General features: G+C 42.1%; 26 protein-coding genes and 1 riboswitch. Of the genes, 19 read left to right on the top strand and 7 right to left on the bottom strand.

Annotated features, from left to right (window positions below):
• Positions 1-5 precede the first annotated feature (5 nt).
• The 4 genes from sinR to ACNO7B_RS11260 form a co-directional block, all read right to left on the bottom strand.
• A complete protein-coding gene (sinR, locus tag ACNO7B_RS11275) occupies positions 6-341 on the bottom strand; it encodes a transcriptional regulator SinR (protein ID WP_017357978.1) in 336 nt (111 codons plus the stop codon).
• A gap of 33 nt (positions 342-374) precedes the next feature.
• Entirely contained in the window at positions 375-539 is a 165-nt protein-coding gene (locus ACNO7B_RS11270) for an anti-repressor SinI family protein (RefSeq protein ID WP_008342197.1), read from the bottom strand.
• Positions 540-723: 184 nt separating this feature from the next.
• On the bottom strand, positions 724-1,521 hold the full coding sequence (locus tag ACNO7B_RS11265) for a YqhG family protein (protein ID WP_417901515.1): 798 nt from the start codon (positions 1,519-1,521) through the stop codon (positions 724-726).
• Positions 1,522-1,535: 14 nt separating this feature from the next.
• Complete coding sequence (locus ACNO7B_RS11260; protein WP_008342199.1) at positions 1,536-3,206, bottom strand: DEAD/DEAH box helicase; 1,671 nt, start codon at positions 3,204-3,206, stop codon at positions 1,536-1,538.
• Positions 3,207-3,456: 250 nt separating this feature from the next.
• Positions 3,457-3,564, top strand: a riboswitch (glycine riboswitch).
• Positions 3,565-3,767: 203 nt separating this feature from the next.
• Here ACNO7B_RS11260 and gcvT point away from each other — a divergent pair.
• From gcvT to gcvPB, 3 genes are read left to right on the top strand one after another with little or no spacing between them, the layout of a single operon-like run.
• Positions 3,768-4,865, top strand: a complete 1,098-nt coding sequence (gcvT, locus tag ACNO7B_RS11255; protein WP_417901514.1) for a glycine cleavage system aminomethyltransferase GcvT — start codon at positions 3,768-3,770, stop codon at positions 4,863-4,865.
• A gap of 16 nt (positions 4,866-4,881) precedes the next feature.
• A complete protein-coding gene (gcvPA, locus tag ACNO7B_RS11250) occupies positions 4,882-6,228 on the top strand; it encodes an aminomethyl-transferring glycine dehydrogenase subunit GcvPA (RefSeq protein WP_035702787.1) in 1,347 nt (448 codons plus the stop codon).
• Entirely contained in the window at positions 6,221-7,681 is a 1,461-nt protein-coding gene (gcvPB, locus tag ACNO7B_RS11245; RefSeq protein ID WP_417901513.1) for an aminomethyl-transferring glycine dehydrogenase subunit GcvPB, read from the top strand. The genes gcvPA and gcvPB overlap by 8 nt, the downstream gene beginning before the upstream one ends.
• A 39-nt stretch (positions 7,682-7,720) precedes the next feature.
• Here the strand turns inward: gcvPB and ACNO7B_RS11240 are convergent, their stop codons facing one another.
• The gene (locus ACNO7B_RS11240) at positions 7,721-8,101 is read right to left on the bottom strand and encodes a rhodanese-like domain-containing protein (RefSeq protein ID WP_024718853.1); all 381 of its coding nucleotides are present in this window, start codon (positions 8,099-8,101) and stop codon (positions 7,721-7,723) included.
• A 219-nt stretch (positions 8,102-8,320) separates the two neighbouring features.
• Between ACNO7B_RS11240 and ACNO7B_RS11235 the strand changes: the two genes are divergently transcribed.
• From ACNO7B_RS11235 to ACNO7B_RS11225, 3 genes are all read left to right on the top strand, one after another.
• On the top strand, positions 8,321-9,157 hold the full coding sequence (locus ACNO7B_RS11235; RefSeq protein ID WP_017357972.1) for a lipoate--protein ligase family protein: 837 nt from the start codon (positions 8,321-8,323) through the stop codon (positions 9,155-9,157).
• An 85-nt stretch (positions 9,158-9,242) separates the two neighbouring features.
• Positions 9,243-9,677: a transcriptional regulator MntR gene (mntR, locus tag ACNO7B_RS11230; protein ID WP_003215946.1), complete on the top strand. Its 435-nt coding sequence runs from the start codon at positions 9,243-9,245 to the stop codon at positions 9,675-9,677.
• A gap of 102 nt (positions 9,678-9,779) precedes the next feature.
• Positions 9,780-10,655: a patatin-like phospholipase family protein gene (locus tag ACNO7B_RS11225; RefSeq protein WP_008342205.1), complete on the top strand. Its 876-nt coding sequence runs from the start codon at positions 9,780-9,782 to the stop codon at positions 10,653-10,655.
• Here the strand turns inward: ACNO7B_RS11225 and ACNO7B_RS11220 are convergent.
• Entirely contained in the window at positions 10,652-11,047 is a 396-nt protein-coding gene (locus ACNO7B_RS11220) for an SA1362 family protein (protein ID WP_007501201.1), read from the bottom strand. The two genes, ACNO7B_RS11225 and ACNO7B_RS11220, sit on opposite strands and share 4 nt — an antisense overlap.
• A 38-nt stretch (positions 11,048-11,085) precedes the next feature.
• Positions 11,086-12,042 (bottom strand): DUF1385 domain-containing protein, encoded by a 957-nt coding sequence (locus ACNO7B_RS11215; RefSeq protein ID WP_017357970.1) that lies wholly within the window; start codon positions 12,040-12,042, stop codon positions 11,086-11,088.
• Positions 12,043-12,263: 221 nt separating this feature from the next.
• Between ACNO7B_RS11215 and ACNO7B_RS11210 the strand changes: the two genes are divergently transcribed.
• The 13 genes from ACNO7B_RS11210 (at position 12,264) to ACNO7B_RS11150 (ending at position 20,731) form a co-directional block, all read left to right on the top strand.
• Positions 12,264-12,791: a YqhR family membrane protein gene (locus tag ACNO7B_RS11210; RefSeq protein ID WP_060781186.1), complete on the top strand. Its 528-nt coding sequence runs from the start codon at positions 12,264-12,266 to the stop codon at positions 12,789-12,791.
• Positions 12,792-12,900: 109 nt separating this feature from the next.
• Positions 12,901-13,344 carry a type II 3-dehydroquinate dehydratase gene (gene aroQ / locus ACNO7B_RS11205; RefSeq protein ID WP_410685134.1) on the top strand — a complete coding sequence of 148 codons (444 nt, stop codon included), beginning with the start codon at positions 12,901-12,903 and terminating at the stop codon, positions 13,342-13,344.
• Positions 13,341-14,402: a M24 family metallopeptidase gene (locus ACNO7B_RS11200; protein WP_417901512.1), complete on the top strand. Its 1,062-nt coding sequence runs from the start codon at positions 13,341-13,343 to the stop codon at positions 14,400-14,402. The genes aroQ and ACNO7B_RS11200 overlap by 4 nt, the downstream gene beginning before the upstream one ends.
• Positions 14,403-14,427: 25 nt before the next feature.
• The gene (efp, locus tag ACNO7B_RS11195; RefSeq protein WP_007501192.1) at positions 14,428-14,985 is read left to right on the top strand and encodes an elongation factor P; all 558 of its coding nucleotides are present in this window, start codon (positions 14,428-14,430) and stop codon (positions 14,983-14,985) included.
• A 173-nt stretch (positions 14,986-15,158) separates the two neighbouring features.
• Positions 15,159-15,440 (top strand): YqhV family protein, encoded by a 282-nt coding sequence (locus ACNO7B_RS11190; protein WP_039165991.1) that lies wholly within the window; start codon positions 15,159-15,161, stop codon positions 15,438-15,440.
• 66 nt (positions 15,441-15,506) lie between these two features.
• Entirely contained in the window at positions 15,507-16,430 is a 924-nt protein-coding gene (gene spoIIIAA, locus ACNO7B_RS11185; protein WP_019743012.1) for a stage III sporulation protein AA, read from the top strand.
• Complete coding sequence (gene spoIIIAB / locus ACNO7B_RS11180; RefSeq protein ID WP_007501189.1) at positions 16,424-16,939, top strand: stage III sporulation protein SpoIIIAB; 516 nt, start codon at positions 16,424-16,426, stop codon at positions 16,937-16,939. The genes spoIIIAA and spoIIIAB overlap by 7 nt, the downstream gene beginning before the upstream one ends.
• A 19-nt stretch (positions 16,940-16,958) precedes the next feature.
• Positions 16,959-17,165, top strand: a complete 207-nt coding sequence (spoIIIAC, locus tag ACNO7B_RS11175; RefSeq protein ID WP_003153142.1) for a stage III sporulation protein AC — start codon at positions 16,959-16,961, stop codon at positions 17,163-17,165.
• Entirely contained in the window at positions 17,162-17,575 is a 414-nt protein-coding gene (gene spoIIIAD / locus ACNO7B_RS11170) for a stage III sporulation protein AD (protein ID WP_417901855.1), read from the top strand. Before spoIIIAC ends, spoIIIAD begins: the two co-directional genes overlap by 4 nt.
• A 19-nt stretch (positions 17,576-17,594) precedes the next feature.
• A complete protein-coding gene (gene spoIIIAE, locus ACNO7B_RS11165; RefSeq protein WP_017357967.1) occupies positions 17,595-18,788 on the top strand; it encodes a stage III sporulation protein AE in 1,194 nt (397 codons plus the stop codon).
• 14 nt (positions 18,789-18,802) lie between these two features.
• Positions 18,803-19,435 carry a stage III sporulation protein AF gene (spoIIIAF, locus tag ACNO7B_RS11160; RefSeq protein WP_417901511.1) on the top strand — a complete coding sequence of 211 codons (633 nt, stop codon included), beginning with the start codon at positions 18,803-18,805 and terminating at the stop codon, positions 19,433-19,435.
• Between the two features lie 28 nt (positions 19,436-19,463).
• On the top strand, positions 19,464-20,099 hold the full coding sequence (gene spoIIIAG / locus ACNO7B_RS11155; protein ID WP_370529232.1) for a stage III sporulation protein AG: 636 nt from the start codon (positions 19,464-19,466) through the stop codon (positions 20,097-20,099).
• Positions 20,099-20,731, top strand: coding sequence for a SpoIIIAH-like family protein (locus ACNO7B_RS11150; protein ID WP_024718861.1), 633 nt, complete (start codon positions 20,099-20,101; stop codon positions 20,729-20,731). The genes spoIIIAG and ACNO7B_RS11150 overlap by 1 nt, the downstream gene beginning before the upstream one ends.
• Positions 20,732-20,817: the final 86 nt, after the last annotated feature.

The raw sequence follows: 20,817 nt of genomic DNA, 5'->3' as shown, positions 1-20,817 counted from the left end.
GCGCATTACTCCTCTTCTTGCTTTTTTTTCCAGATTTGATAATCTAAAAATTCACGAAATTGCTTTTTCGAAACCCCTGATGTCATTGCATCTCGAACTAGTTTTTCCCATTCACTATCTAATTGACCATCGTATTCGGTTTCATCATTTTCGTTTAACAGTGTATGAACCGAGACGTCCAGAACAGCGGAGACTTTTTCAAGAAATTGAATGGAGGGGTTTGTTTGCAAGTTTCTTTCTATTGAACTTAAATAAGACTTCGCTACCCCAGCCTTTTCGGCCAGTTCTGATAGTGAGTAGCCTTTTTCATTGCGGTATTGTTTAATACGCTGGCCAATCAATGTCATCACCTTCCTTTCGATATTATAGCACATTCAGAAAGGTTTGATAGAATGACTTCTTGCCATAGGGGGAGACTCAGAGGACTTTTCGCGTGATTTGAGAAAATGACGGACTTCTTCTACTGTTAGTCCTGCTTTGCGCGCTTCGCGTAATAATTGAACCCATTCACTGTCTAATAACTTCGTTTTCTTTTCCATACAAATACCCTCCTAAAATACTGAATCGTGTATTTCAGGCACTTAACGCATGAAATGGAAAAACACAGGTGATAAGACCTCATAGATTGCTTGCGTCATGTTTCCGCCCAATACAAACAGACAAACGTTGCTTTTGATTGATCGAAAATTTGATATCACATGAAAGGGAGGGAGACATGCTAAGTCAGCCTCCTCTTTTTTGCTGTAAGTAAAAAAGTCCGCCATTTTCAATCGTAAGACTGATTTTTGGTTCGTATAAAGTTTTAAGTGCTTGTCTTTCTATTTCATATTCTACAGATGTGTCTGAAGTCCCTTCATAAAATTGGTTTAAAAGTTCCGAGTCTTCTTTCCACTTTTGAACAGCTCTTACCGCCCAATCATCCGGCTCTTCATTGGCATAACGTTCCATCAGGCTGTAAAGCCGTTTGACGCCGCTCTCTGGCTTAATCATCGTACTCATTGTGAAGCAATAATCAGGAATTTGAGACGATAGCTCACGCGCTTCCAGCTTTTCTTGAAATTGTTCGATGACTTCTCCGCGTATTAGATGAAGTCCAAGAGACAGCAGTTTATCTTTTTTACGGTCTGCCAGATAGGATATTTTGACATTGAGACCAAGCCACGGCTCCAGTGCGATCTGGCTGTTTGTGAGCGGTCTGACTTTTTCGTACAGCCGAATAAAACGGCCTTGCTGTTTCACAACCTCGAATATTTGGAATAAACGAGGGGAGCCGAAGTGGACAAATTCTCCTTCGACCGAGTCATCAGCTTTTTTTTGATCGGTGATCAAAGTCAATTGCCGTGGCTCAGGTACGCCTCCCGTTTTTTCGAGCCAATGCCAATAAAAAGGACGGTTCATGATTAATTTATCCATTTCGATTGTCAGCTGTACGGACAGGTGCCCTGCACTTTCTTCAAGTATGTCGCATTGATTTGCCTGAAAGAAACGGAGAAGAAATGTGTGAATCTCGCGCTGCTCCATTGGTCAACTCTCCTTTATGAACCTTGCTGTCTTTCTTCTAAAAGCGGTGTTTGTGCTTCTGTTAAATAGGAAGCAAATTGGGTTAATTTCTTTTTCATATCTACGTCAGACTCGTGCTGGAAGAGAATTTGATGCAATTCTGTTTCAGCATCTTGGATATCAATTCGGGTTAAAATATCATCTAGATCGCCAATGACGTTTTCAAACAGCTGAATTTTTTCATATAAAAGTTTTAAAATATGTTCTTCGACTGTCCCGCTGGTTGCCATATTGTAAATGTGGACATCCCGCTCTTGACCGAGCCGGTGAATACGTCCAATTCTTTGCTCCAAGCGCATTGGGTTCCACGGAAGGTCATAGTTGATGATTTGGTTGCAAAACTGAAGGTTGATCCCCTCGCCGCCTGCTTCTGTCGCGATGAGCACTTGCGCCCGCTCTCTAAATAAATCTTTCATCCAGTCTTTTTTACTCCGTTTAAACCCGCCTCGAAAAGGAACCGAACTGATGCCGTTTTGCTGGAGAAACCATTGCAAATAAATTTGTGTCGCGCGGTATTCAGTGAAGATAATGACTTTTTCATTTAATTGTTGAATGAGTTTAACGACTTCAAGTGCTTTAGAATTTTGTTCTACCTGGTTGATTTTCTCCATGATGTGCATCATCGCAGAAGCACCTAGAATGTGTTTTTCCTCTTCTTGCATTTTTTTAATGGTCATATAGACAGCCTCACGACTCGAACAGCATTCTCGTTCTAAGGTCATAATTGAAAACATGTGCTTCGTATAGGAAGGGTTTTCTTTTAACTTGCAAATTTCATCATATAGTGCTTGTTCTGTCGGGGAGAAATCAATAGAAATCGTCTTTACATGCCGCTTTGACCATTCGATGCCAGTGTCTTGTCTCCGGTTCCGAATCATCACTTTATTGACTAACTGTTTTAGCCGGTCATGGTCCTCAAGTTGAAGGTCTTTTTTGGCAAAGAGGTCTTTAAACTGTGTTTCATTACCTAAATGGCCTGGCTTCAACAGAGAGACGAGATTAAAAATTTCTCCTATCCGATTTTGGATAGGTGTGGCTGTGAGCAGCAGGCAGAACTTTTTATTCAAATTTCTCACAAACTCATAGTTTTTCGTTTTATTGTTTTTCAGTTTGTGTGCTTCATCAATAATGACCATATCGTAGGAGATGGATAAGATCGTGTCTCGATGCGGCTGTCTTTTGGCTGTATCAATTGAGGAAACCACAACATCGCACTGCTCCCACACATAGCTCTTCTTTTGCTCGACAGCATCTATATAAAATTTTGTCCGCAGTTCTTGTACCCATTGGGACACAAGGGAGGCGGGTACGAGAATGAGAATCTTCTTGGCAAGTCCGCGAATCATGTATTCTTTGATAATTAGTCCTGCCTCAACGGTTTTTCCAAGACCCACTTCATCTGCTAAAATGGCTTTCCCATTCATCTCTTCTACGACTCTTCTAGCGACTTCGAGCTGGTGTTTTAAAGGAGTAAATGCAGGCAGGTGCGCAGGTGCTTGCAGTCCTTCAAATGAATCAATGGCTGTCACTTTTTGTACCTGTGCTGCTAAACGATACATATCCCAATTCGCCCAGGGACCGTCTGCTGTAAGCCGCTTTTGAAATTCACTTGCCCATTTTTGATCAAAGATCGTTTGAATATTCAATGTGACCGCCTGCCTTTCTGATAGAGTGATGATAAAATCGTTCTGTTTTTAAACGCTTCATTTTTTCATAGCGGTTTAAAAGATGTTATACATCAATAAAAGCGAACGATAATGAATGATTATTTTAAAAATGTTAATGATTTTTCTGTTGCTCTTCATCCATTTCTAATGGTAGGATGTTGGTAAGTGATCTAGAGAATAAGTCACCCATTTTGATAGTATGTCCAATAAAGGTGAAGAATATGAGCGGATGATGGTATGGGGAGAGACCTAGCGGTTATTTTGCACTGACAGGCGCCGAAGGAGCAAGCTGAATTGGTTCAGTGAATCTCTCAGGCAAAAGTACTCTTACCGGACGCAACTCTGGAGAGTGTTTGCGCAGCGATTTTTAGCAAACCACCAAAGGGGAAAACGCACAATGATGTTGTGCTGTAAACTTTCAGGTGCAAGGACAGAGACTTCTTTTTGATAAAAGGGAGCGCTCTGTCCTTTTTTGCTGTGATTTTTTTCTGAAAATTCAGCTTGTGATGTGCACTGTAAGAAAAAAGGGGGAAACGATTGATGTTGAAACGAACACCGCTTTTTCATGCGTATGAAACGTTTGGCGCAAAAACCATTGACTTCGGGGGCTGGGAATTACCTGTCCAATTTTCTTCCATTAAAGAAGAACATGAAGCTGTTCGAACAAAAGCAGGGCTGTTTGACGTGTCTCACATGGGTGAGGTGGAAGTCACAGGTCAGGGAGCCCTTCCTTTTTTACAAAGGTTATTAACCAATGATCTGTCAAAGCTGACAGACGGTAAGGCACTATATACAGCCATGTGTTATGAGGATGGCGGAACGGTGGATGATCTGCTTGTCTACCAAAAAGAAAAGAACAACTATTTGCTTGTGATCAATGCTTCAAATATTGAAAAAGATGTGGATTGGCTGTTGAAACATCAAGGTGAGGAAGACGTTTCGATTAAAAATGTCTCTGATCAAACTGCCTTGTTAGCCCTTCAAGGACCTCTTGCTGCTGACATCATCAAAGATATTGCGGATGAAGAGGTAACGTCATTGAAGCCATTTACGTTTTTATCAAAAGCAATCATTGCGCAAAAAGAGGTACTTGTCTCAAGAACCGGCTACACAGGAGAAGATGGCTTTGAAATCTACTGCCAGTCAGAAGATGCTGTTCACCTTTGGACCGCTTTATTAGAAGCCGGACAGCCGAAAGGATTGATTCCATGTGGGCTCGGTGCACGTGACACCTTAAGATTTGAAGCAAGACTTCCGCTTTATGGCCAAGAGCTCACGAAGGATATTTCTCCTTTAGAAGGCGGCATTGGTTTTGCTGTTAAAACGGATAAAGAAGCAGATTTTATCGGAAAAGATGCACTTAAAAAACAAAAAGAAGAAGGACCAAAGCGAAAGCTTGTCGGGATTGAAATGATAGATAAGGGGATTCCGCGGACAGACTATCCAGTCTTCTCAGGAGATAAGCAGATTGGTTTAGTCACAACCGGTACACAATCTCCAACATTAAAGAAAAATATTGGGCTTGCCTTGATTGAAACATCAGAGGCGCAGCTTGGGACAGAAGTGGAAGTGCAAGTTCGCAAAAAACGTCTAAAAGCCAAAATTGTCGCCACACCATTTTATAAAAGAGCCAAATAACGAGGAGGAATAGAGGATGAAGCACAGGTATTTGCCGCAAACAGAGCAAGATCAAAAAGAAATGCTGGATGTCATCGGTGTTCAGTCAATTGATGAGCTTTTCTCAGATATCCCAGAGAAAGTCAGATTCAAAGGTGCGTACAACATCAAAGAAGCCGCATCTGAAACAGAGCTAGTGCGGGAATTGTCTCGTCTTGCTGCAAAAAATAAAGATACAGTGGCCTATGCCTCGTTTTTAGGTGCTGGTGTGTATGATCATTACCAGCCTGTGATTGTCGATCATGTGATTTCACGTTCTGAATTTTATACAGCGTACACACCTTATCAGCCTGAAATTTCTCAAGGTGAATTGCAGGCAATTTTTGAATTCCAAACAATGATTGCTGAGCTGACCGGTATGGATCTTGCCAACTCCTCGATGTATGATGGCGGAACGGCATTAGCTGAAGCGGCGATGCTGGCAGCAGGACATACAAAAAAGAAAAAGATTGTGGTTTCTGAGACGGTTCATCCTGAATCAAGAGCGGTGCTGAAAACATATGCGAAAGGTCAGCATATTGAAGTCGTCGAGGTACCTGCGCGAAAAGGTCAGACCGATCTAGCTGCATTAGAAGAAGCCGTCTGCGACGAAACAGCAGCGGTCCTTGTACAATACCCAAACTTCTTCGGTGTTGTTGAACCGTTAAAAGACATTGAACCGATTGCACATAAAGGGAAAAGTTTATTCATCGTCTCAAGCAACCCGCTTGCACTTGGTTTATTGACACCACCAGGAAAGCTTGGGGCAGATATTGTCGTTGGTGATGCGCAGCCATTTGGCATTCCAGCTGCATTTGGCGGACCTCATTGTGGATATTTCGCTGTGACGAAAAAATTAATGCGGAAAGTACCGGGGCGTTTAGTCGGGCAAACAGAAGACGAGAACGGTGTGCGAGGATTTGTGCTGACCCTTCAAGCGCGCGAGCAGCATATCCGAAGAGACAAAGCGACTTCAAATATTTGTTCAAACCAAGCATTAAATGCTTTAGCCGCTTCTGTTGCGATGACGGCGCTTGGGAAAACAGGTATCAAAGACATTGCCTATCAAAACGTACAAAAGGCCCATTATGCCAAGACGCAGGCAGAAAAACATGGATTACAGGCTGAAATAGAGGGCGCTCATTTTAATGAATTTGTGTTGAAACTGAATGAACCTGTGAAAGAAGCGAATGAGCGATTGCTTGAAAAAGGAATCATCGGTGGATATGACTTGGGACGGGATTATCCAGAGCTTCAGCAGCATATGCTCGTCGCTGTGACAGAACTAAGAACAAAAGAAGAAATTGATACGTTCATCAAGGAATTGGGGGATCGTCATGAATAAACAAGATCAGCCGCTTATTTTTGAATTATCCAAAGAAGGAAGAATTGGTTACAGCCTGCCTGATTTAGACGTACCTGAGGAGAAGCTCCCAGATTTATTTGATGAAGCGTATATCCGCCATGAAGATGCGGGGCTGCCAGAGGTTTCTGAACTGGATATTATGCGTCACTACACAGCATTATCTAGGCGTAATCACGGGGTCGATTCTGGCTTTTATCCTCTAGGCTCTTGTACGATGAAATATAATCCAAAGATTAACGAAAAGGTGGCACGTCTTGCAGGCTTCTCGCATGTGCATCCACTTCAAGAGGCAGACACTGTGCAAGGTGCATTAGAGTTACTTTATGATTTAGGTGACCATTTAGAAGAAATTACAGGAATGGACGCCGTGACATTACAGCCTGCGGCAGGAGCACATGGCGAATGGACGGGGCTCATGATGATTCGTGCATACCATGAAGCAAGAGGAGATCATAAACGAACAAAAGTCATCGTGCCTGATTCTGCTCATGGAACAAATCCCGCATCTGCAACAGTAGCTGGATTTGAAACGATTACGGTGGCATCTAATGAACATGGGCTTGTCGATTTAGACGACCTGCGCCGTGTTGTCAATGAAGAAACGGCGGCTCTCATGCTCACAAATCCAAATACACTTGGCCTTTTTGAAGAAAATATTTTAGAAATGGCTGAAATCGTCCACGGAGCAGGTGGGAAGCTCTATTATGATGGAGCGAACTTAAATGCCGTATTAAGCAGAGCAAGACCGGGGGATATGGGATTTGATGTGGTTCACTTAAATCTTCATAAAACCTTTACAGGTCCACACGGAGGAGGAGGCCCTGGTTCAGGTCCAGTGGGTGTGAAAAAGGATTTGATTCCATATTTGCCAAAGCCAGTGCTTGTGAAGAAAGAAGATGGTTATTTCTTTGATTACGATCGTCCAGATTCCATCGGCCGTGTGAAACCGTTCTATGGGAACTTTGGTATCAATGTCAGAGCGTATGCGTATATCCGCTCTATGGGGCCAGACGGCTTAAAGGCTGTAACTGATCATGCGGTGTTGAATGCAAACTATATGATGCGCCGCTTATGTGCTCATTATGATTTGCCATTTGATCGCCACTGTAAGCATGAATTTGTCCTTTCAGGTAAACGCCAAAAGAAACTAGGTGTGCGGACACTTGATATTGCCAAACGATTACTTGATTTTGGCTATCATCCGCCAACAATTTACTTCCCGCTAAATGTAGAGGAATGTATCATGATTGAACCAACTGAAACAGAATCAAAAGAAACCCTTGATGCATTTATTGAAGCGATGATTCAAATCGCAAAAGAAGCGGAAGAGAACCCAGAAATCGTACAGGAAGCACCACATACAACCGTTGTGAAACGAATGGATGAAACAAAGGCAGCACGGAATCCAGTGCTAGTTTTTGAAAGAAAATAAAAAGACTCATGGGGGCAATAGCTCCCAGAGTCTTTTTTGTTAGTTCTTTGTTTTAATGCGGCCGCCCCATTTTTTAAAGCCGCCCTTTAAATTATAAATCTCACGACAGCCATTTTTACGTAACGTTTGAGCAGCTTTTCCGCTTCTCAAATTATTTTGGCAATAGAGATAAACAGGCTTGTCAGGGCGTATTTCATTTTTGCGCTGCTTTAATTGTGAAAGGGGAATGTTTCTTGCGCCTAAAATATGTCCGCCTTCAAACTCATTTGGTTCTCTCACATCAATGAGTTGGGCTTTGCGGTAACCTTTGATAAATTCTGCTTCCGTCAGCGTTTTCATTATGCGCTGCTGATAAATGTAACTGCCGATGGAATAAAGAACGAAAAGTCCACAAAGTGAGAGGACGATATAGTTGAATATTGGCAATACGACTCGACTCCTTCTTGAGCATCAGCACAGTCACCTGTCTGATGGTACGTTTTAGACAAATACTATTATAGTAAAGCAAAAGAAACTTGTCATCATAAATGGTAAGAATTATTTTCAATTCCTTCCCTATTTGATAGACTGATGAAGAGAGAAAATCGGTGGTCACCACCGTCATCTAACATTGACTACGTAAAAGAGAAGGGATTTTATATGCAAAAAGAGAAATGGTGTTTCATTGATACAGGAAACCAAGACCCTGCCTTTAACATGGCAATGGACGAAGCCTTGCTTTATTGGCATAGCGAGAAGCTGATCCCGCCTGTGATCCGTTTTTATGGTTGGAATCCAGCGACATTATCTGTTGGATATTTTCAACATGTTGAAAAAGAAATCAACATGGAAGCGGTTGAGCGCTATGGTCTTGGATTTGTTCGCAGGCCTACAGGAGGCCGCGGCGTTCTTCATGATCAGGAATTGACCTACAGTGTCATCGTGTCAGAAGAGCACCCAGAGATGCCGGCGACGGTGACAGAGGCATACCGCGTCATTTCAGAAGGGATTTTAGAGGGCTTTAAAGAACTGGGACTCGATGCGTATTTTGCCATTCCTCGTACAGAAAAAGAAAAAGAAAGCTTAAAAAATCCAAGATCGTCTGTATGTTTTGATGCGCCTTCATGGTACGAGCTTGTTGTAGAAGGCAGAAAAGTAGCAGGCAGTGCGCAAACAAGGCAAAAAGGTGTGATCCTCCAGCATGGCTCGATTTTAATTGATCTTGATGAGGATAAATTGTTTGATTTATTTCTGTATCCAAACGATCGGGTGAGAGAGCGGATGCAGCGCAGCTTTAAAAACAAAGCGGTGGCGATCAATGAAATTTCAGATCGAACATGTACGATAGACGATGCGCGTGTTGCATTTAAACGAGGGTTTGAAAAAGGATTAAATATCGAGCTTGTGCCTTATGAGCTAACAGATGAAGAGTTGGCATTTGTTCATCACCTCGCCAAAACGAAATACGCCACAGATGATTGGAATTACAAGCGTTAAGACGAAGGACTCTTCTTGTTTTTTAATGGGCGATGGTGTAGAATTGTTATGATTATTAAGTAAAGGTGCATTTTGGAGGGGTTTTATGACTACACCTAGTATGGAAGATTATATTGAACAAATTTATATGCTGATAGAAGAAAAAGGATATGCAAGAGTATCTGATATTGCAGAAGCCCTCGCTGTCCATCCCTCCTCTGTAACAAAAATGGTTCAGAAGCTAGATAAAGATGAATACCTCATTTATGAGAAATATCGTGGTCTAATTTTAACCCCGAAAGGCAAAAAAATTGGAAAACGTCTCGTATACAGACATGAACTGCTAGAGCAATTTTTAAGAATCATTGGTGTAGATGAAGAGAAAATTTATGATGATGTAGAAGGTATTGAGCATCATCTCAGCTGGAACAGCATTGACCGCATCGGCGACCTCGTCCAATTCTTTGAAGAAAACGATGAGCGATCCGTTCAGCTGAAAGCGATTCAAAAGAAAAACGAACAAACAAATCAAGAATCTTAAGAAAAAGGACACCTGTCGAAGGGTGTCCTTTTTGAATATAGTTCTAATGAAAGGCAAATGCTCCTACACTATTAATAGTGTGACAGAAAAGGGGGCTCCTTGATGAAGATAGATGGTGTGTTCTCAGGTGGAGGCATTAAGGGTGCAGCACTTGCAGGCGCCTATGAAGCGCTTGAAGCAAGAGGATTTCAATTTGTCCGTCTCGCTGGAACGAGTGCGGGAGCGATCATTGCTTCACTCATCGCAGCGGGTTTTACGAGTCAGGAGATTCGGGAGCTGTTAGACGAAATGGATGAGCATCAATTGCTTGATCGAAGGTGTCAATTCATCCCGTTTAAAATGCTCAGGTGGGTGTCTATTTATTGGCGTCTTGGCCTTTACAAAGGTGACCGTCTAGAAAAATGGCTGACAGACGTGTTAAAACGAAAAGGCGTCACCGTATTCGGGGATCTGAAAAAAGATACGCTCAAAATCGTCGCTTCTGATTTAACAAATGGCAAAATCCTCGTCCTTCCAGATGACCTTCCTTCCTATGGGTTAAATCCAGAACGGTTTTCTGTTGCCAGAGCCATTCGGATGAGCTGCAGTCTGCCGTATTTTTTCGAACCTGTCAAACTGAGGTCTTCAAAAGGAATTTGTACCATAGTGGATGGCGGCGTGCTCAGCAACTTTCCGATTTGGCTTTTTGCTGAAGAGAAAAAAAGACCGTTTGTCGGTGTCACATTAACCCCAAACGAAAAAGAACGCCCTCAACATTCCATCCGCAATGCGTTTGAATTGTTTGGCGCTCTATTTGAAACGATGCGTGGTGCTCATGACGAAAGACATATTGCCACAAAACACGAACGTCATATTATTTTTATTCCTGTAGAACACGTCATTGCCACTGATTTTCAGCTGATGACAGAAAAGAAAAAGGCGCTCGTCGATCTAGGCAGACAGAAGGCCGAGCAATTTTTAAAGAGCTGGACATTTTAAAATAAGGCGCGATTTTTCTTTTTGTTTTTCTTACCTTCAATGACTGTCAAATGTGTTTGGCTTTTCTTTTTGAGAAGGACGGGCTTCGACTTGTGGTCAGTCGGCACGCTTCGCAAATGAGTGACCCGGTTTTTCATCTGGCTTTTCGTTTTTGGTTTAGGCTGCTGGTAGCGACGTTTTGATTGTTTGACTGCTTTACGATAAAGATTTCCTTCTGTTCCAGTTCTTCGATTCATCAGCCATCTAAATAAGAAAAATAGAACCGCTCCAACGATCACAACTGATAGCAGCATTGTAAAGAGTCTGCTTGGATTCGTTGTGAGTAAATACACAAATCCCAAAACACCTAAAGCGAAAATAATGGTAAAAGCAGGATGTACTCGGCGATTCATAACTGTCCACCTCCGAAAGAATTTACCGGATTTATAAACTAGATCACTTGATGAGCAGAATCTGATGCTTGTTTCGCAGATGCTTCCTCTAAACGAAGAAGTTCATTAAAACTTGCAATGGCTACCTCGACTTGATCATCAGAGGGTTCTTTTGTTGTGAGCAATTGCAGCCAAAGGCCAGGATAGCCAAGCACTTTAAGCACTGGCACGTCACGGAGTTTGTTTGTGAGCTGAAGCACTTCAAATGAAATGCCCAGAACAACCGGAATAAGCGCCAAGCGATTCAGAACTCTCACCCATAAAGGATCTGTCGGTACGAGTAAATAGACGAACATGCCGACAATGACAGTGAATAAAATAAAGCTGCTGCCGCATCGATAATGCAGGCGAGATTGGCTTTGGACATTTTCCACTGTGATGTCAAGATTCTGTTCATAGCAGTTTATGACTTTATGTTCTGCCCCATGATATTGAAATACCCTTTTAATTAAAGGGGTCATGGAAATAAAGTAAATATAGCCTAATAACAGGATCAATTTAAAGAATGTTTCCACTGCAATTTGTGCGAAGTTTCCAGAAAACACCGGACGCACAAGTTCAGCTAAAAAGACAGGCACTAAAGTAAAGACAAATTTACTAAAAAGAAGAGAGAGAACTCCGATCACAGCAATGCCAAAGATCATTGATAATTTCGAGCTTTTTTGTTCTTTTTCAAGAGAATGATCTTCAGAAGGATCTAAGTCATAGCGCTCGCTGGAGAAGTTTAAGTGCTTACTGCCGTTTGCGCTTGCTTCAACAAGTGCAGCAACACCCCTGACAAAAGGGATTTTCTTAAGAAAGGCGGTTCGTTTATTGGAGGTCCGGGGAAGCTTTAAAAACTCAATCGACTCATCCTTACGCCGAATCGCTGTCACATAGTTCATTTTACCTCCGAACATGACACCTTCCACAACTGCCTGCCCTCCATATGCTGGAGGTTTTGTTTGATTGGACATATTTCATCAACCTGCCTGTTTCCTGTAATTTACATGCATTTCCTTATACCTTTATTGTACAGGAAAAGAGGGGAAATCACTAGCTCACAGGTCGATTATCTACTAGAATTCTATCTACCTCTTTTTAGCCAGTATACCCTGTTATAAAAATTTTACACTCTCGCACGGAAATCCTTTTTTTTCATGACATTTTGGACATACTACTTGCTGGAGGTGTTCATATGAAACGTGATGAAAAGAAAAACCAAGAAGAAAAAAATCAATCAGTACAAACGTCTTCAATGGTGGCAAGGGCAGCAGCTACAGGTTTTGTTGGCGGAGTTTTTTGGGGCTTTATCGGATTTCTGACCCATATGTTTCATTTTTCAGAGGTGAGTCCAAATATGCTGTTGCAGCCATTTGTGCTTGGTGAATGGAAAAAAGGCGGACTTGGTACATTTATGAGTATTGTTCTTTTAGGGATTTTATCTATTGGGGCAGCCTTTATTTATTATGGTCTGCTCAAACGGATCAAAGGTTTTTGGATGGGACTGATTTATGGAGGGGTTTTGTGGCTACTTGTTTTTTATGTATTTAATCCTATATTCCCCGATGTGAAGCAAGTGCAAGATTTGCAGCAAAGCACCATTGTGACGACATTTTGCCTATATATTTTATATGGCATGTTTGTCGGATACAGTATTTCATTTGAATACAATGAATTAACGAGTCAGAAGCTTGCAAGGGCACTCGGGAAAAAGACAGAATAAAGTGTAAATCCACCATTCATATGATAAAATTATTTTTGGAAACGAAAGGTTTCTAAGGAAAAAGAAATAGACATCGATATAGAGTGAATTAGGGTGAAGGAGTGGTCATATGCCTCATTTTCTAGTGCTGAATGGGCCCAACTTAAATAGGCTCGGCAAGAGAGAGCCAGGAGTTTATGGAAGTAAAACATTAACAGATTTAGAAACGGATTTGTTTCAGTTTGCAGAAAGAGCAAATATTCAATTGACGTTCTTTCAATCGAATCACGAGGGAGATTTGGTCGATGCGCTCCATGAAGCAGAAGATCAGTACGATGGCGTCGTGTTTAACCCGGGTGCTTTTACCCACTATAGCTATGCACTGAGAGATGCCATTGCAAGTATTACGTTACCTGTCATCGAAGTACATATCACAAATGTTCATAAGAGAGAGGAATTCCGCCATCATTCGGTTCTTGCTCCAGTATGCCAAGGTCAAATCGTTGGACTTGGTTTAGAAGGATATAAATTGGCGATTCGTTATTTAGACAGTGAAGGGGGAGCAGTATCATGAAACTTGAAAAACTAAGAAAACTTTTAGCCGAATTAGACATAGATGGTTTAGTGATTACGAGCAGCTTTAATTTACATTATATGACGAGTTTTACTGGATCAGCCGGTCTTGCCATCGTTTCAAAGGATCGAGCCGCCTTTATTACGGATTTTCGTTACACAGAGCAAGCCAAGGATCAAGTAAAGGGCTATGACATCATTGAACATAAAGGAAACATTGTGGAAACTGCTGTCCAAACGGCAAACGAACTTGGGGTGAAACGTCTTGGTTTTGAACAAAACCATATGACATTTGCCACATACCAGCAGTACTCGGGGAAAGCAAGCGGTATCGAGCTTGTTCCAGTCTCAGAATCAGTTGAAAAGTTGCGCTTGATTAAGTCTAATGAAGAGATTAAGATATTAGAGGAAGCTGCGAAGATTGCAGATCATGCCTTTGATCATATTCTCACGTACATCAAGCCGGGCCTGACAGAAATTGCGGTCATGAACGAGCTTGAATTTTTCATGAGAAAAGAAGGGGCAGAAGGATCTTCATTCGATATGATTGTTGCCTCTGGCGTTCGTTCAAGCCTGCCACACGGGAGAGCGAGCGAAAAGGTGATTGAATCTGGCGACTTGGTGACACTGGATTTCGGTGCCTATTATAAAGGCTATTGTTCAGACATGACAAGAACCATTGCTGTAGGAACACCAAGCGACAAATTAAAGGAAATTTATCATATCGTATTAGAAGCAGAAAACGCTGGTGTGGATAAAATCAAGCCAGGCTTAACAGGAAAAGAAGCTGATCGCATCACACGAGACATCATTGAAAAGTATGGCTACGGTCAATACTTCGGGCATTCGACTGGACATGGGCTTGGTATGGAAGTACATGAAGCACCTGGCCTTTCCTCACGCTCAGATGTCGTGTTAGAAGAGGGAATGGTTGTGACAGTTGAACCAGGCATTTACTTGCCGGATGTCGGCGGCGTGAGAATTGAGGATGATATTGTCCTGACAGCTGACGGCAATAAACGATTGACCCACTCACCGAAAGAACTTATCATATTATGATGGTGAAATGTAGGAGGATGACAAAATGATTTCAGTAAACGATTTTCGTACAGGCCTGACAATTGAAGTGGACGGCGGTATTTGGCGTGTAGTGGATTTCCAACACGTAAAACCAGGAAAAGGCGCAGCGTTTGTCCGTTCGAAACTGCGTAACCTGCGTACAGGTGCGATTCAAGAGAAAACATTCCGTGCAGGTGAAAAAGTAGCGAAAGCTCAAATTGAAACAAAAACAATGCAATATTTATATGCAAATGGCGATCAGCATGTATTCATGGATACAAGTTCATACGAACAACTTGAACTAAGCGAAGCGCAAATCAAAGATGAGCTGAAATATTTGCTTGAAAATATGTCGGTTCAAATCGTCATGTACGGCGATGAAACACTTGGAGTAGAACTTCCAAACACTGTAGAACTAGAAGTAGTAGAAACAGAGCCTGGTATTAAAGGTGATACGACATCAGGTGGATCAAAACCTGCAAAAACAGAAACTGGTTTAATCGTGAACGTTCCTTTCTTTGTGAACCAAGGAGATAAACTAGTGATCAATACATCTGACGGTTCATACGTTTCAAGAGCGTAATGAACGGAGATAGACTGTAAACCTCGTGTTTACAGTCTTTTTTTATTTGAAAAATAGCACGCCTCGTTATGACACCCCTTACTCTATTCTCTCATCCATCTCTCTTCCTTTTGAAAAACAAGACTACTTCTAGCTAGTGAAGCATATAGTGTAAAAAAAGCTGGAGGTTCTATATGAAACAATTTCTCCCGGGTATACACCCATCAGTTGCTGCCATGGCAGGGATGAGGTTTTTATCTGCCACGATTGAACTGACGGCCGCCATCCTCATTTTAGTGACAAATGATGTGCGTAAAGCGGTTGTCATCAATAGTATATTAGCGATCATCGGGCCGCTCATTTTTATTATCACGATGACGATTGGAATCTACCAAATTGCAGGGCAGTTATCCTATGCGAAGCTTGTGTTTATTTTCATTGGTGTCGTATTTATTCTTGTTGGAATTTATAAGTGAAATGGCTTGGCATAATTAACGGCATGCATCATACATTTTAGAGAAGAAAAAAAGGAGGGGAATTCGTTGCGGAGTTTGTTGGATATTCTCCCGCACTCAATTGGACAAGAACTCAGCATGTTAAAAGAAGCAGAGTGGGCGCAAATAGAAGAAATCCGCATTCGCACCGATCGCCCAATTGAGCTGATGCAAGGAGGAAAACCCCGCTTTCTTTCCTATCATACAACAGGTGAAGATGCGGCTCAGCTATTAGGCAGGCTCAGTAATTACAGCATGTACACACTTGAGGAAGAGTTAAAACAGGGCTATATCACCATATCTGGCGGACATCGGGTTGGGCTTGCTGGAAAGGTCATCGTCGAAAATGGATTCGTCAAAGGCTTAAGAGATATTTCTTCATTTAATATTCGCATCGCAAAAGAGAAGATCGGAATTGCTCTGCCGTTTCTCCCTTATTTATATGAAAAACATTGGTGTAACACACTGATTATAGGTCCGCCGCAAACCGGGAAAACGACATTGCTGCGTGATCTAGCACGTCTTGTCAGTACAGGAACAACAGCCATTTCTCCTAGAAAAACAGGGATTGTAGATGAACGCTCTGAAATCGCAGGTTGTATAAGAGGAGTGCCGCAGCATTCTTTTGGGCACCGGATTGATGTACTTGATGCGTGTCCAAAGGCTGAAGGGTTAATGATGATGATCAGATCCATGAGCCCAGAAGTCATCATTGTCGATGAAATCGGAAAAAGTGAAGATGTACAGGCACTGCTAGAAGCAATCCATGCTGGAGTCACCATTATCGTCTCAGCTCATGGGTATTCTCTTGAAGACTTATCTAAACGGCCATCATTTGAACCGTTATGGCAGCTTCGTGTGTTTGATCGATATGTGGAATTAAATAGAGAAAAAGGGCCTGGCACGATCGGACGGATATTTGACCAAGAGGGACAAGAGCTGAAGCGGAGGCGGGGAGTGGACGTATGTTAAAGCTTATTGGTGCTATTTTCATTGTTGCGGCTACGACATGGGGAGGATTCGAGTTTGCGAAGCGGTACAGTGATCGGCCAAAGCAAATCCGCCAGCTCCGGTTTGCACTCCAATCTCTTGAAGCTGAAATTATGTATGGTCAAACACCTTTAGCTAGAGCCGCTGACCAAATTGCGTCCCAAGTAGGACCGCCTGTGAATCGGCTATTTGAACAATTTGCAGAAAAACTCAACGTCGGAACTTTTTCTGCGAGGCATGCATGGAATGAAAGTCTAGAGGATGTATGGAAAAAAACCGTATTAAAAAAAGGCGAATATGAGGCGCTGAAGCACTTTGGAGAAACCCTTGGTCAGCATGATGTGACGGCTCAGCAAAAATATATCAAGCTAGCTTTAGGCCATTTGGAATCAGAGGAAAAAGAAGCTGAAGTTGCCCAAGCGAAAAATGAAAAAATGGTGAGAAGTCTTGGTTTTCTAAGTGGGTTACTACTGATTCTGTTATTGATGTGAGAGGAAGGGAGTCGAGAGCATGGGCGTTGATGTAAACGTCATTTTCCAAATTGCGGGAGTGGGTATCGTCGTGGCTTTTCTCCATACGATTTTAGATCAAATGGGGAAAAAAGAGTACGCACAGTGGGTCACACTGCTTGGATTTATCTACATTTTATTTATGGTTGCTACCATTGTGGATGATTTGTTTAAGAAGATTAAAGCCGTATTTCTATTTCAAGGATAGGGGAGGGCTTACAAATCGAAATTATTCAAATTGTTGGACTTGGTTTAATCGCTACTTTTCTAGCATTAATTGTCAAAGAACAAAAGCCAACCTTCGCCTTTATGCTTGTTGTGTTTACTGGGTGTGTCATTTTCCTTTATCTAATCGATCAAATCTATGCCATTATCTCCATGATTGAAAAAATTGCAGCAAGCGCAGGCGTCAATATGAAATACGTTGAAACCATTTTGAAAATCATTGGCATTGCCTATATTGCAGAATTTGGTGCCCAGCTCACAAAGGATGCGGGACAAGGCGCCATCGCTTCAAAAATAGAGCTTGGCGGCAAAATTCTTATTTTGGTCATGGCGGTACCGATTTTAACGGTCATCATTGAGACGATCCTAGGTATGATCCCGTCCTTGACTTGATGGAAAAGAGGTGATGATGATGAAACGGGTGACAGCTGTGCTAGGGTTTATGATGTTCTTTTGGATGATCGTTCCGTATGCAGGTGCAGAAGAAAGTGTGCCTTTATCAAGTGAAGAACCGGTCGCAGAAGAAGTTGCGGGTGGACAGGCTGATGCCTTAGAGCTTCATTCTATCAGTGACTTTTGGGAAACGATATTGGACGAGTATGGCGGCTTTCTGCCTGAAAGCCAAAAAGGTACAGTGAAGGAAATGATCGATGGCGATAAAGAGCTGTCTCCCCAAACGTGGCTGAAGGCTTTTGTTCATTATCTGTTTCATGAGCTGATTGCCAATGGAAAGCTCTTAGGTACACTTATATTACTCACCATCTTTTGTTCGCTTTTGCAGCTTTTGCAAAATGCGTTTGAACAAAGCACTGTTAGTAAAGTTGCATACGCTCTTGTTTATATGGTGCTTATCATTATTGCATTAAACAGTTTTCATGTTGCGATCTCTTATGCAACAGAAGCCATTCAAACGATGACTAGTTTTATTCTTGCTCTTATTCCTCTTTTATTAGCACTTATTGCCTCATCAGGCGGGCTTGTCTCAGCCGGATTCTTTCATCCTGTGATTTTGTTTTTAATGAACACGAGCGGTGTTTTTATTCAATATGTCGTTCTTCCGCTCATCTTTTTATCAGCGATCTTGAGCATCGTCAGTACATTGACCGAACAATACAAAGTGACCCAGCTTGCCCAGCTGTTAAGAAATGTCGCCATTGGCGGGCTCGCTGTTTTTTTAACTGTATTCCTCGGCGTCATTTCTGTACAGGGGGCATCTGCTGCTATCACGGATGGCATCGCTCTTCGCACAGCCAAGTTTATTACCGGAAATTTCATCCCTGTCCTTGGCAGAATGTTTACTGATGCGACAGATACCGTTATCAGCGCTTCTGTGCTGCTGAAAAATACGGTTGGCCTTGTAGGTGTCGCCATTTTGATTTCAATTGCGGCTTTCCCTGCGATTAAAGTGCTGTCGCTCGCTCTCATTTATAAACTGGCCGCTGCGATTCTTCAGCCTTTAGGGGGCGGGCCGATTATAAGCTGCCTTGATGTCATTTCAAAAAGTGTTCTTTATATATTTGCTGCATTAGCTGTTGTATCGCTTATGTTCTTTTTAAGCATTACCGTTATCATCACAGCTGGCAACCTCACCATGATGATGAAGTAAGGAGGGGACACCATTTGAGTTTTCTCACAGAATGGATCACAAGTATTATCCTATTTATTTTATTTGCGATTGTGATTGATCTTTTGCTTCCCAATTCAAGCATGCAGAAGTATGCAAAAATGGTCGTCAGCTTATTGTTAATTGTCGTGATGCTTAATCCGATCTTTGCGTTATTCCGGGCAGATCCGGACGAAATTTTCTCAGAAATCATGAAAGGGAAGGACCAAGCGCAATCAGAAGAAATAAAAAATCAGATGAATTTAGAAAAAAAAGAAATACAAGCTTCACAGCGTGCATATATTTTAAAGCAAATGGCTGTCCAACTAGAAAAAAGCGCAAAGGAGCCACTGGAGAAGGAGAGCTATGAAATGAAACACGTAGAAGTGTTGGCAGATGAGGAGCACCTTGATCAGAATATGGAGGCAGATCAATTTCGCATCAAAGCAGTCCTTGTCCCGCTCACAGGTGATGCTGTAGAAACGGTGGCAAAGGTCGACATTGATCTCTCCAGGCAAAAGGAGGAAAGCGCCGGGGCGTTAGCAAAAGAGATGGCGAGGGTGAAAGAGACGCTTGCAGATGTTTGGAATACACGGCCTGAACACATTGCGCTCAACATTGAGGGAGGTGACGCAGCAGATCATGAATAACAAGGACTGGAGACAAAAACTGAAATCAATGTTCCAAGCACCTGAAAAAGGTGAAGGGAAACCAAAATTAACGAAGCACCATTACTTACTGCTTGTCTTCATCATCGGCGTGTCATTCATGTTAGTCAGTCAAATTTTGTCACCGCCATCAAGCAAACAAGAGGCTGCTGTTCCTGCGTCTAAAAAAACATCCTCAGAAGAGCAGGCGGTGTTCAAACCATCCTCTTCAGGTAAGTCAAACAACTCGATAGAGGATGTTGAACAAGAATACGAAAATCAGCTAAAAGAGATTTTAGAAACGATCATTGGTGTTGAGGATGTATCCATCGTGGTAAATGTAGACGCAACTTCTTTAAAAGTGTTTGAAAAAAACAAATCCAATAAAAGCACTACGACCGAGGAAACAGACAAAGAAGGCGGCGTGCGAAGTGTCACGGATCAAACAAAAGAAGAAGAGGTTGTCATTATTAAAAATGGCAATGAAGAAACACCTGTTGTTGTCCAAACGAAAAAGCCAGACATTCGAGGTGTCCTCGTTGTTGCTCAAGGAGTAGACAACGTTCAAATAAAGAAAACCATCATTGAAGCGGTTACACGAGTGCTTGATGTACCGAGCCATAGAGTGGCTGTTGCCCCTAAAAAAATCAAGGAGGATTCGGAATGATGTTAAAAAAACAAACGGTTTGGCTATTAACGATGCTAAGTTTAGTTGTCGTATTAAGTGTGTACTATATCATGTCTCCACAAGGTGAGAATGCTGTGACAGTAGAAGATACAAAATCAAAAGGAATGGAAGAGAAAAAGGCTGAGCCAGAAAAAGGGACTGATAAAGGAACCGAAAAGAACGCAGAAGAGAAATCAACTGACAAAGAAACCAATGCGAAACAAGAAGATGTTGAAACAAGTGGAGAAGAAGGAAAGGCTGTTTCAGAGCAGACCGACGATGAACTTTTCACAACCTACAGACTTGAACTGGAAGATAAGCGCAGCAAGCAGCGTGAAGAGTATAACGAAATCGTGTCTAGCGATGATGCAACAGCGCAAGAGAAAAGTGAAGCTTATGATCAAATGACAGCGCTTAGTGAGGCAGAAGGAACAGAGCGTCAGCTGGAGACATTAATCAAAACAAAAGGATATAAAGATGCGCTCGTCAGTGCAGAAGGAGATAAAGTAAACATCACGGTTCGTTCTGATAAAAAATCAAAGTCCCAAGCAGCAGATATTATTGATTTGGTCACAAAAGAAATGAGAGGGCTTGATAACGTAGCCGTCACTTTTGAGCCATCGAATCAATAAAAAATGCACAAGCGCCCTTTTCTGAAAAGGGCGTTTTTTCATGCGGGTTGACGCCCTTTTTCAGATGCTTGCGCGAGGTGTCTCAT

This window comes from Bacillus sp. AK25, from assembly GCF_048270685.1.
In the GTDB taxonomy this organism is placed as follows: domain Bacteria; phylum Bacillota; class Bacilli; order Bacillales; family Bacillaceae; genus Bacillus; species Bacillus altitudinis.
Note: the sequence above shows the minus strand (reverse complement) of the source record. Positions and strands in the feature narration are given on the sequence as shown.

Bases quoted from the DNA above. Each gene is read 5' to 3' on its own strand.
- ACNO7B_RS11210 (WP_060781186.1), top strand. From the start codon at position 12,264: ATGAAACGTGATGAAAAGAAAAACCAAGAAGAAAAAAATCAATCAGTA.
- ACNO7B_RS11235 (WP_017357972.1), top strand. From the start codon at position 8,321: ATGCAAAAAGAGAAATGGTGTTTCATTGATACAGGAAACCAAGACCCT.
- mntR (WP_003215946.1), top strand. From the start codon at position 9,243: ATGACTACACCTAGTATGGAAGATTATATTGAACAAATTTATATGCTG.
- ACNO7B_RS11265 (WP_417901515.1), bottom strand. From the start codon at position 1,521: ATGGAGCAGCGCGAGATTCACACATTTCTTCTCCGTTTCTTTCAGGCA.
- gcvT (WP_417901514.1), top strand. From the start codon at position 3,768: ATGTTGAAACGAACACCGCTTTTTCATGCGTATGAAACGTTTGGCGCA.
- spoIIIAC (WP_003153142.1), top strand. From the start codon at position 16,959: ATGGGCGTTGATGTAAACGTCATTTTCCAAATTGCGGGAGTGGGTATC.
- spoIIIAE (WP_017357967.1), top strand. From the start codon at position 17,595: ATGAAACGGGTGACAGCTGTGCTAGGGTTTATGATGTTCTTTTGGATG.
- spoIIIAB (WP_007501189.1), top strand. From the start codon at position 16,424: ATGTTAAAGCTTATTGGTGCTATTTTCATTGTTGCGGCTACGACATGG.
- aroQ (WP_410685134.1), top strand. From the start codon at position 12,901: ATGCCTCATTTTCTAGTGCTGAATGGGCCCAACTTAAATAGGCTCGGC.
- ACNO7B_RS11220 (WP_007501201.1), bottom strand. From the start codon at position 11,047: ATGAATCGCCGAGTACATCCTGCTTTTACCATTATTTTCGCTTTAGGT.
- efp (WP_007501192.1), top strand. From the start codon at position 14,428: ATGATTTCAGTAAACGATTTTCGTACAGGCCTGACAATTGAAGTGGAC.
- ACNO7B_RS11150 (WP_024718861.1), top strand. From the start codon at position 20,099: ATGTTAAAAAAACAAACGGTTTGGCTATTAACGATGCTAAGTTTAGTT.
- ACNO7B_RS11225 (WP_008342205.1), top strand. From the start codon at position 9,780: ATGAAGATAGATGGTGTGTTCTCAGGTGGAGGCATTAAGGGTGCAGCA.
- gcvPB (WP_417901513.1), top strand. From the start codon at position 6,221: ATGAATAAACAAGATCAGCCGCTTATTTTTGAATTATCCAAAGAAGGA.
- ACNO7B_RS11200 (WP_417901512.1), top strand. From the start codon at position 13,341: ATGAAACTTGAAAAACTAAGAAAACTTTTAGCCGAATTAGACATAGAT.
- ACNO7B_RS11270 (WP_008342197.1), bottom strand. From the start codon at position 539: ATGGAAAAGAAAACGAAGTTATTAGACAGTGAATGGGTTCAATTATTA.
- ACNO7B_RS11215 (WP_017357970.1), bottom strand. From the start codon at position 12,042: ATGTCCAATCAAACAAAACCTCCAGCATATGGAGGGCAGGCAGTTGTG.
- gcvPA (WP_035702787.1), top strand. From the start codon at position 4,882: ATGAAGCACAGGTATTTGCCGCAAACAGAGCAAGATCAAAAAGAAATG.
- spoIIIAG (WP_370529232.1), top strand. From the start codon at position 19,464: ATGTTCCAAGCACCTGAAAAAGGTGAAGGGAAACCAAAATTAACGAAG.
- ACNO7B_RS11190 (WP_039165991.1), top strand. From the start codon at position 15,159: ATGAAACAATTTCTCCCGGGTATACACCCATCAGTTGCTGCCATGGCA.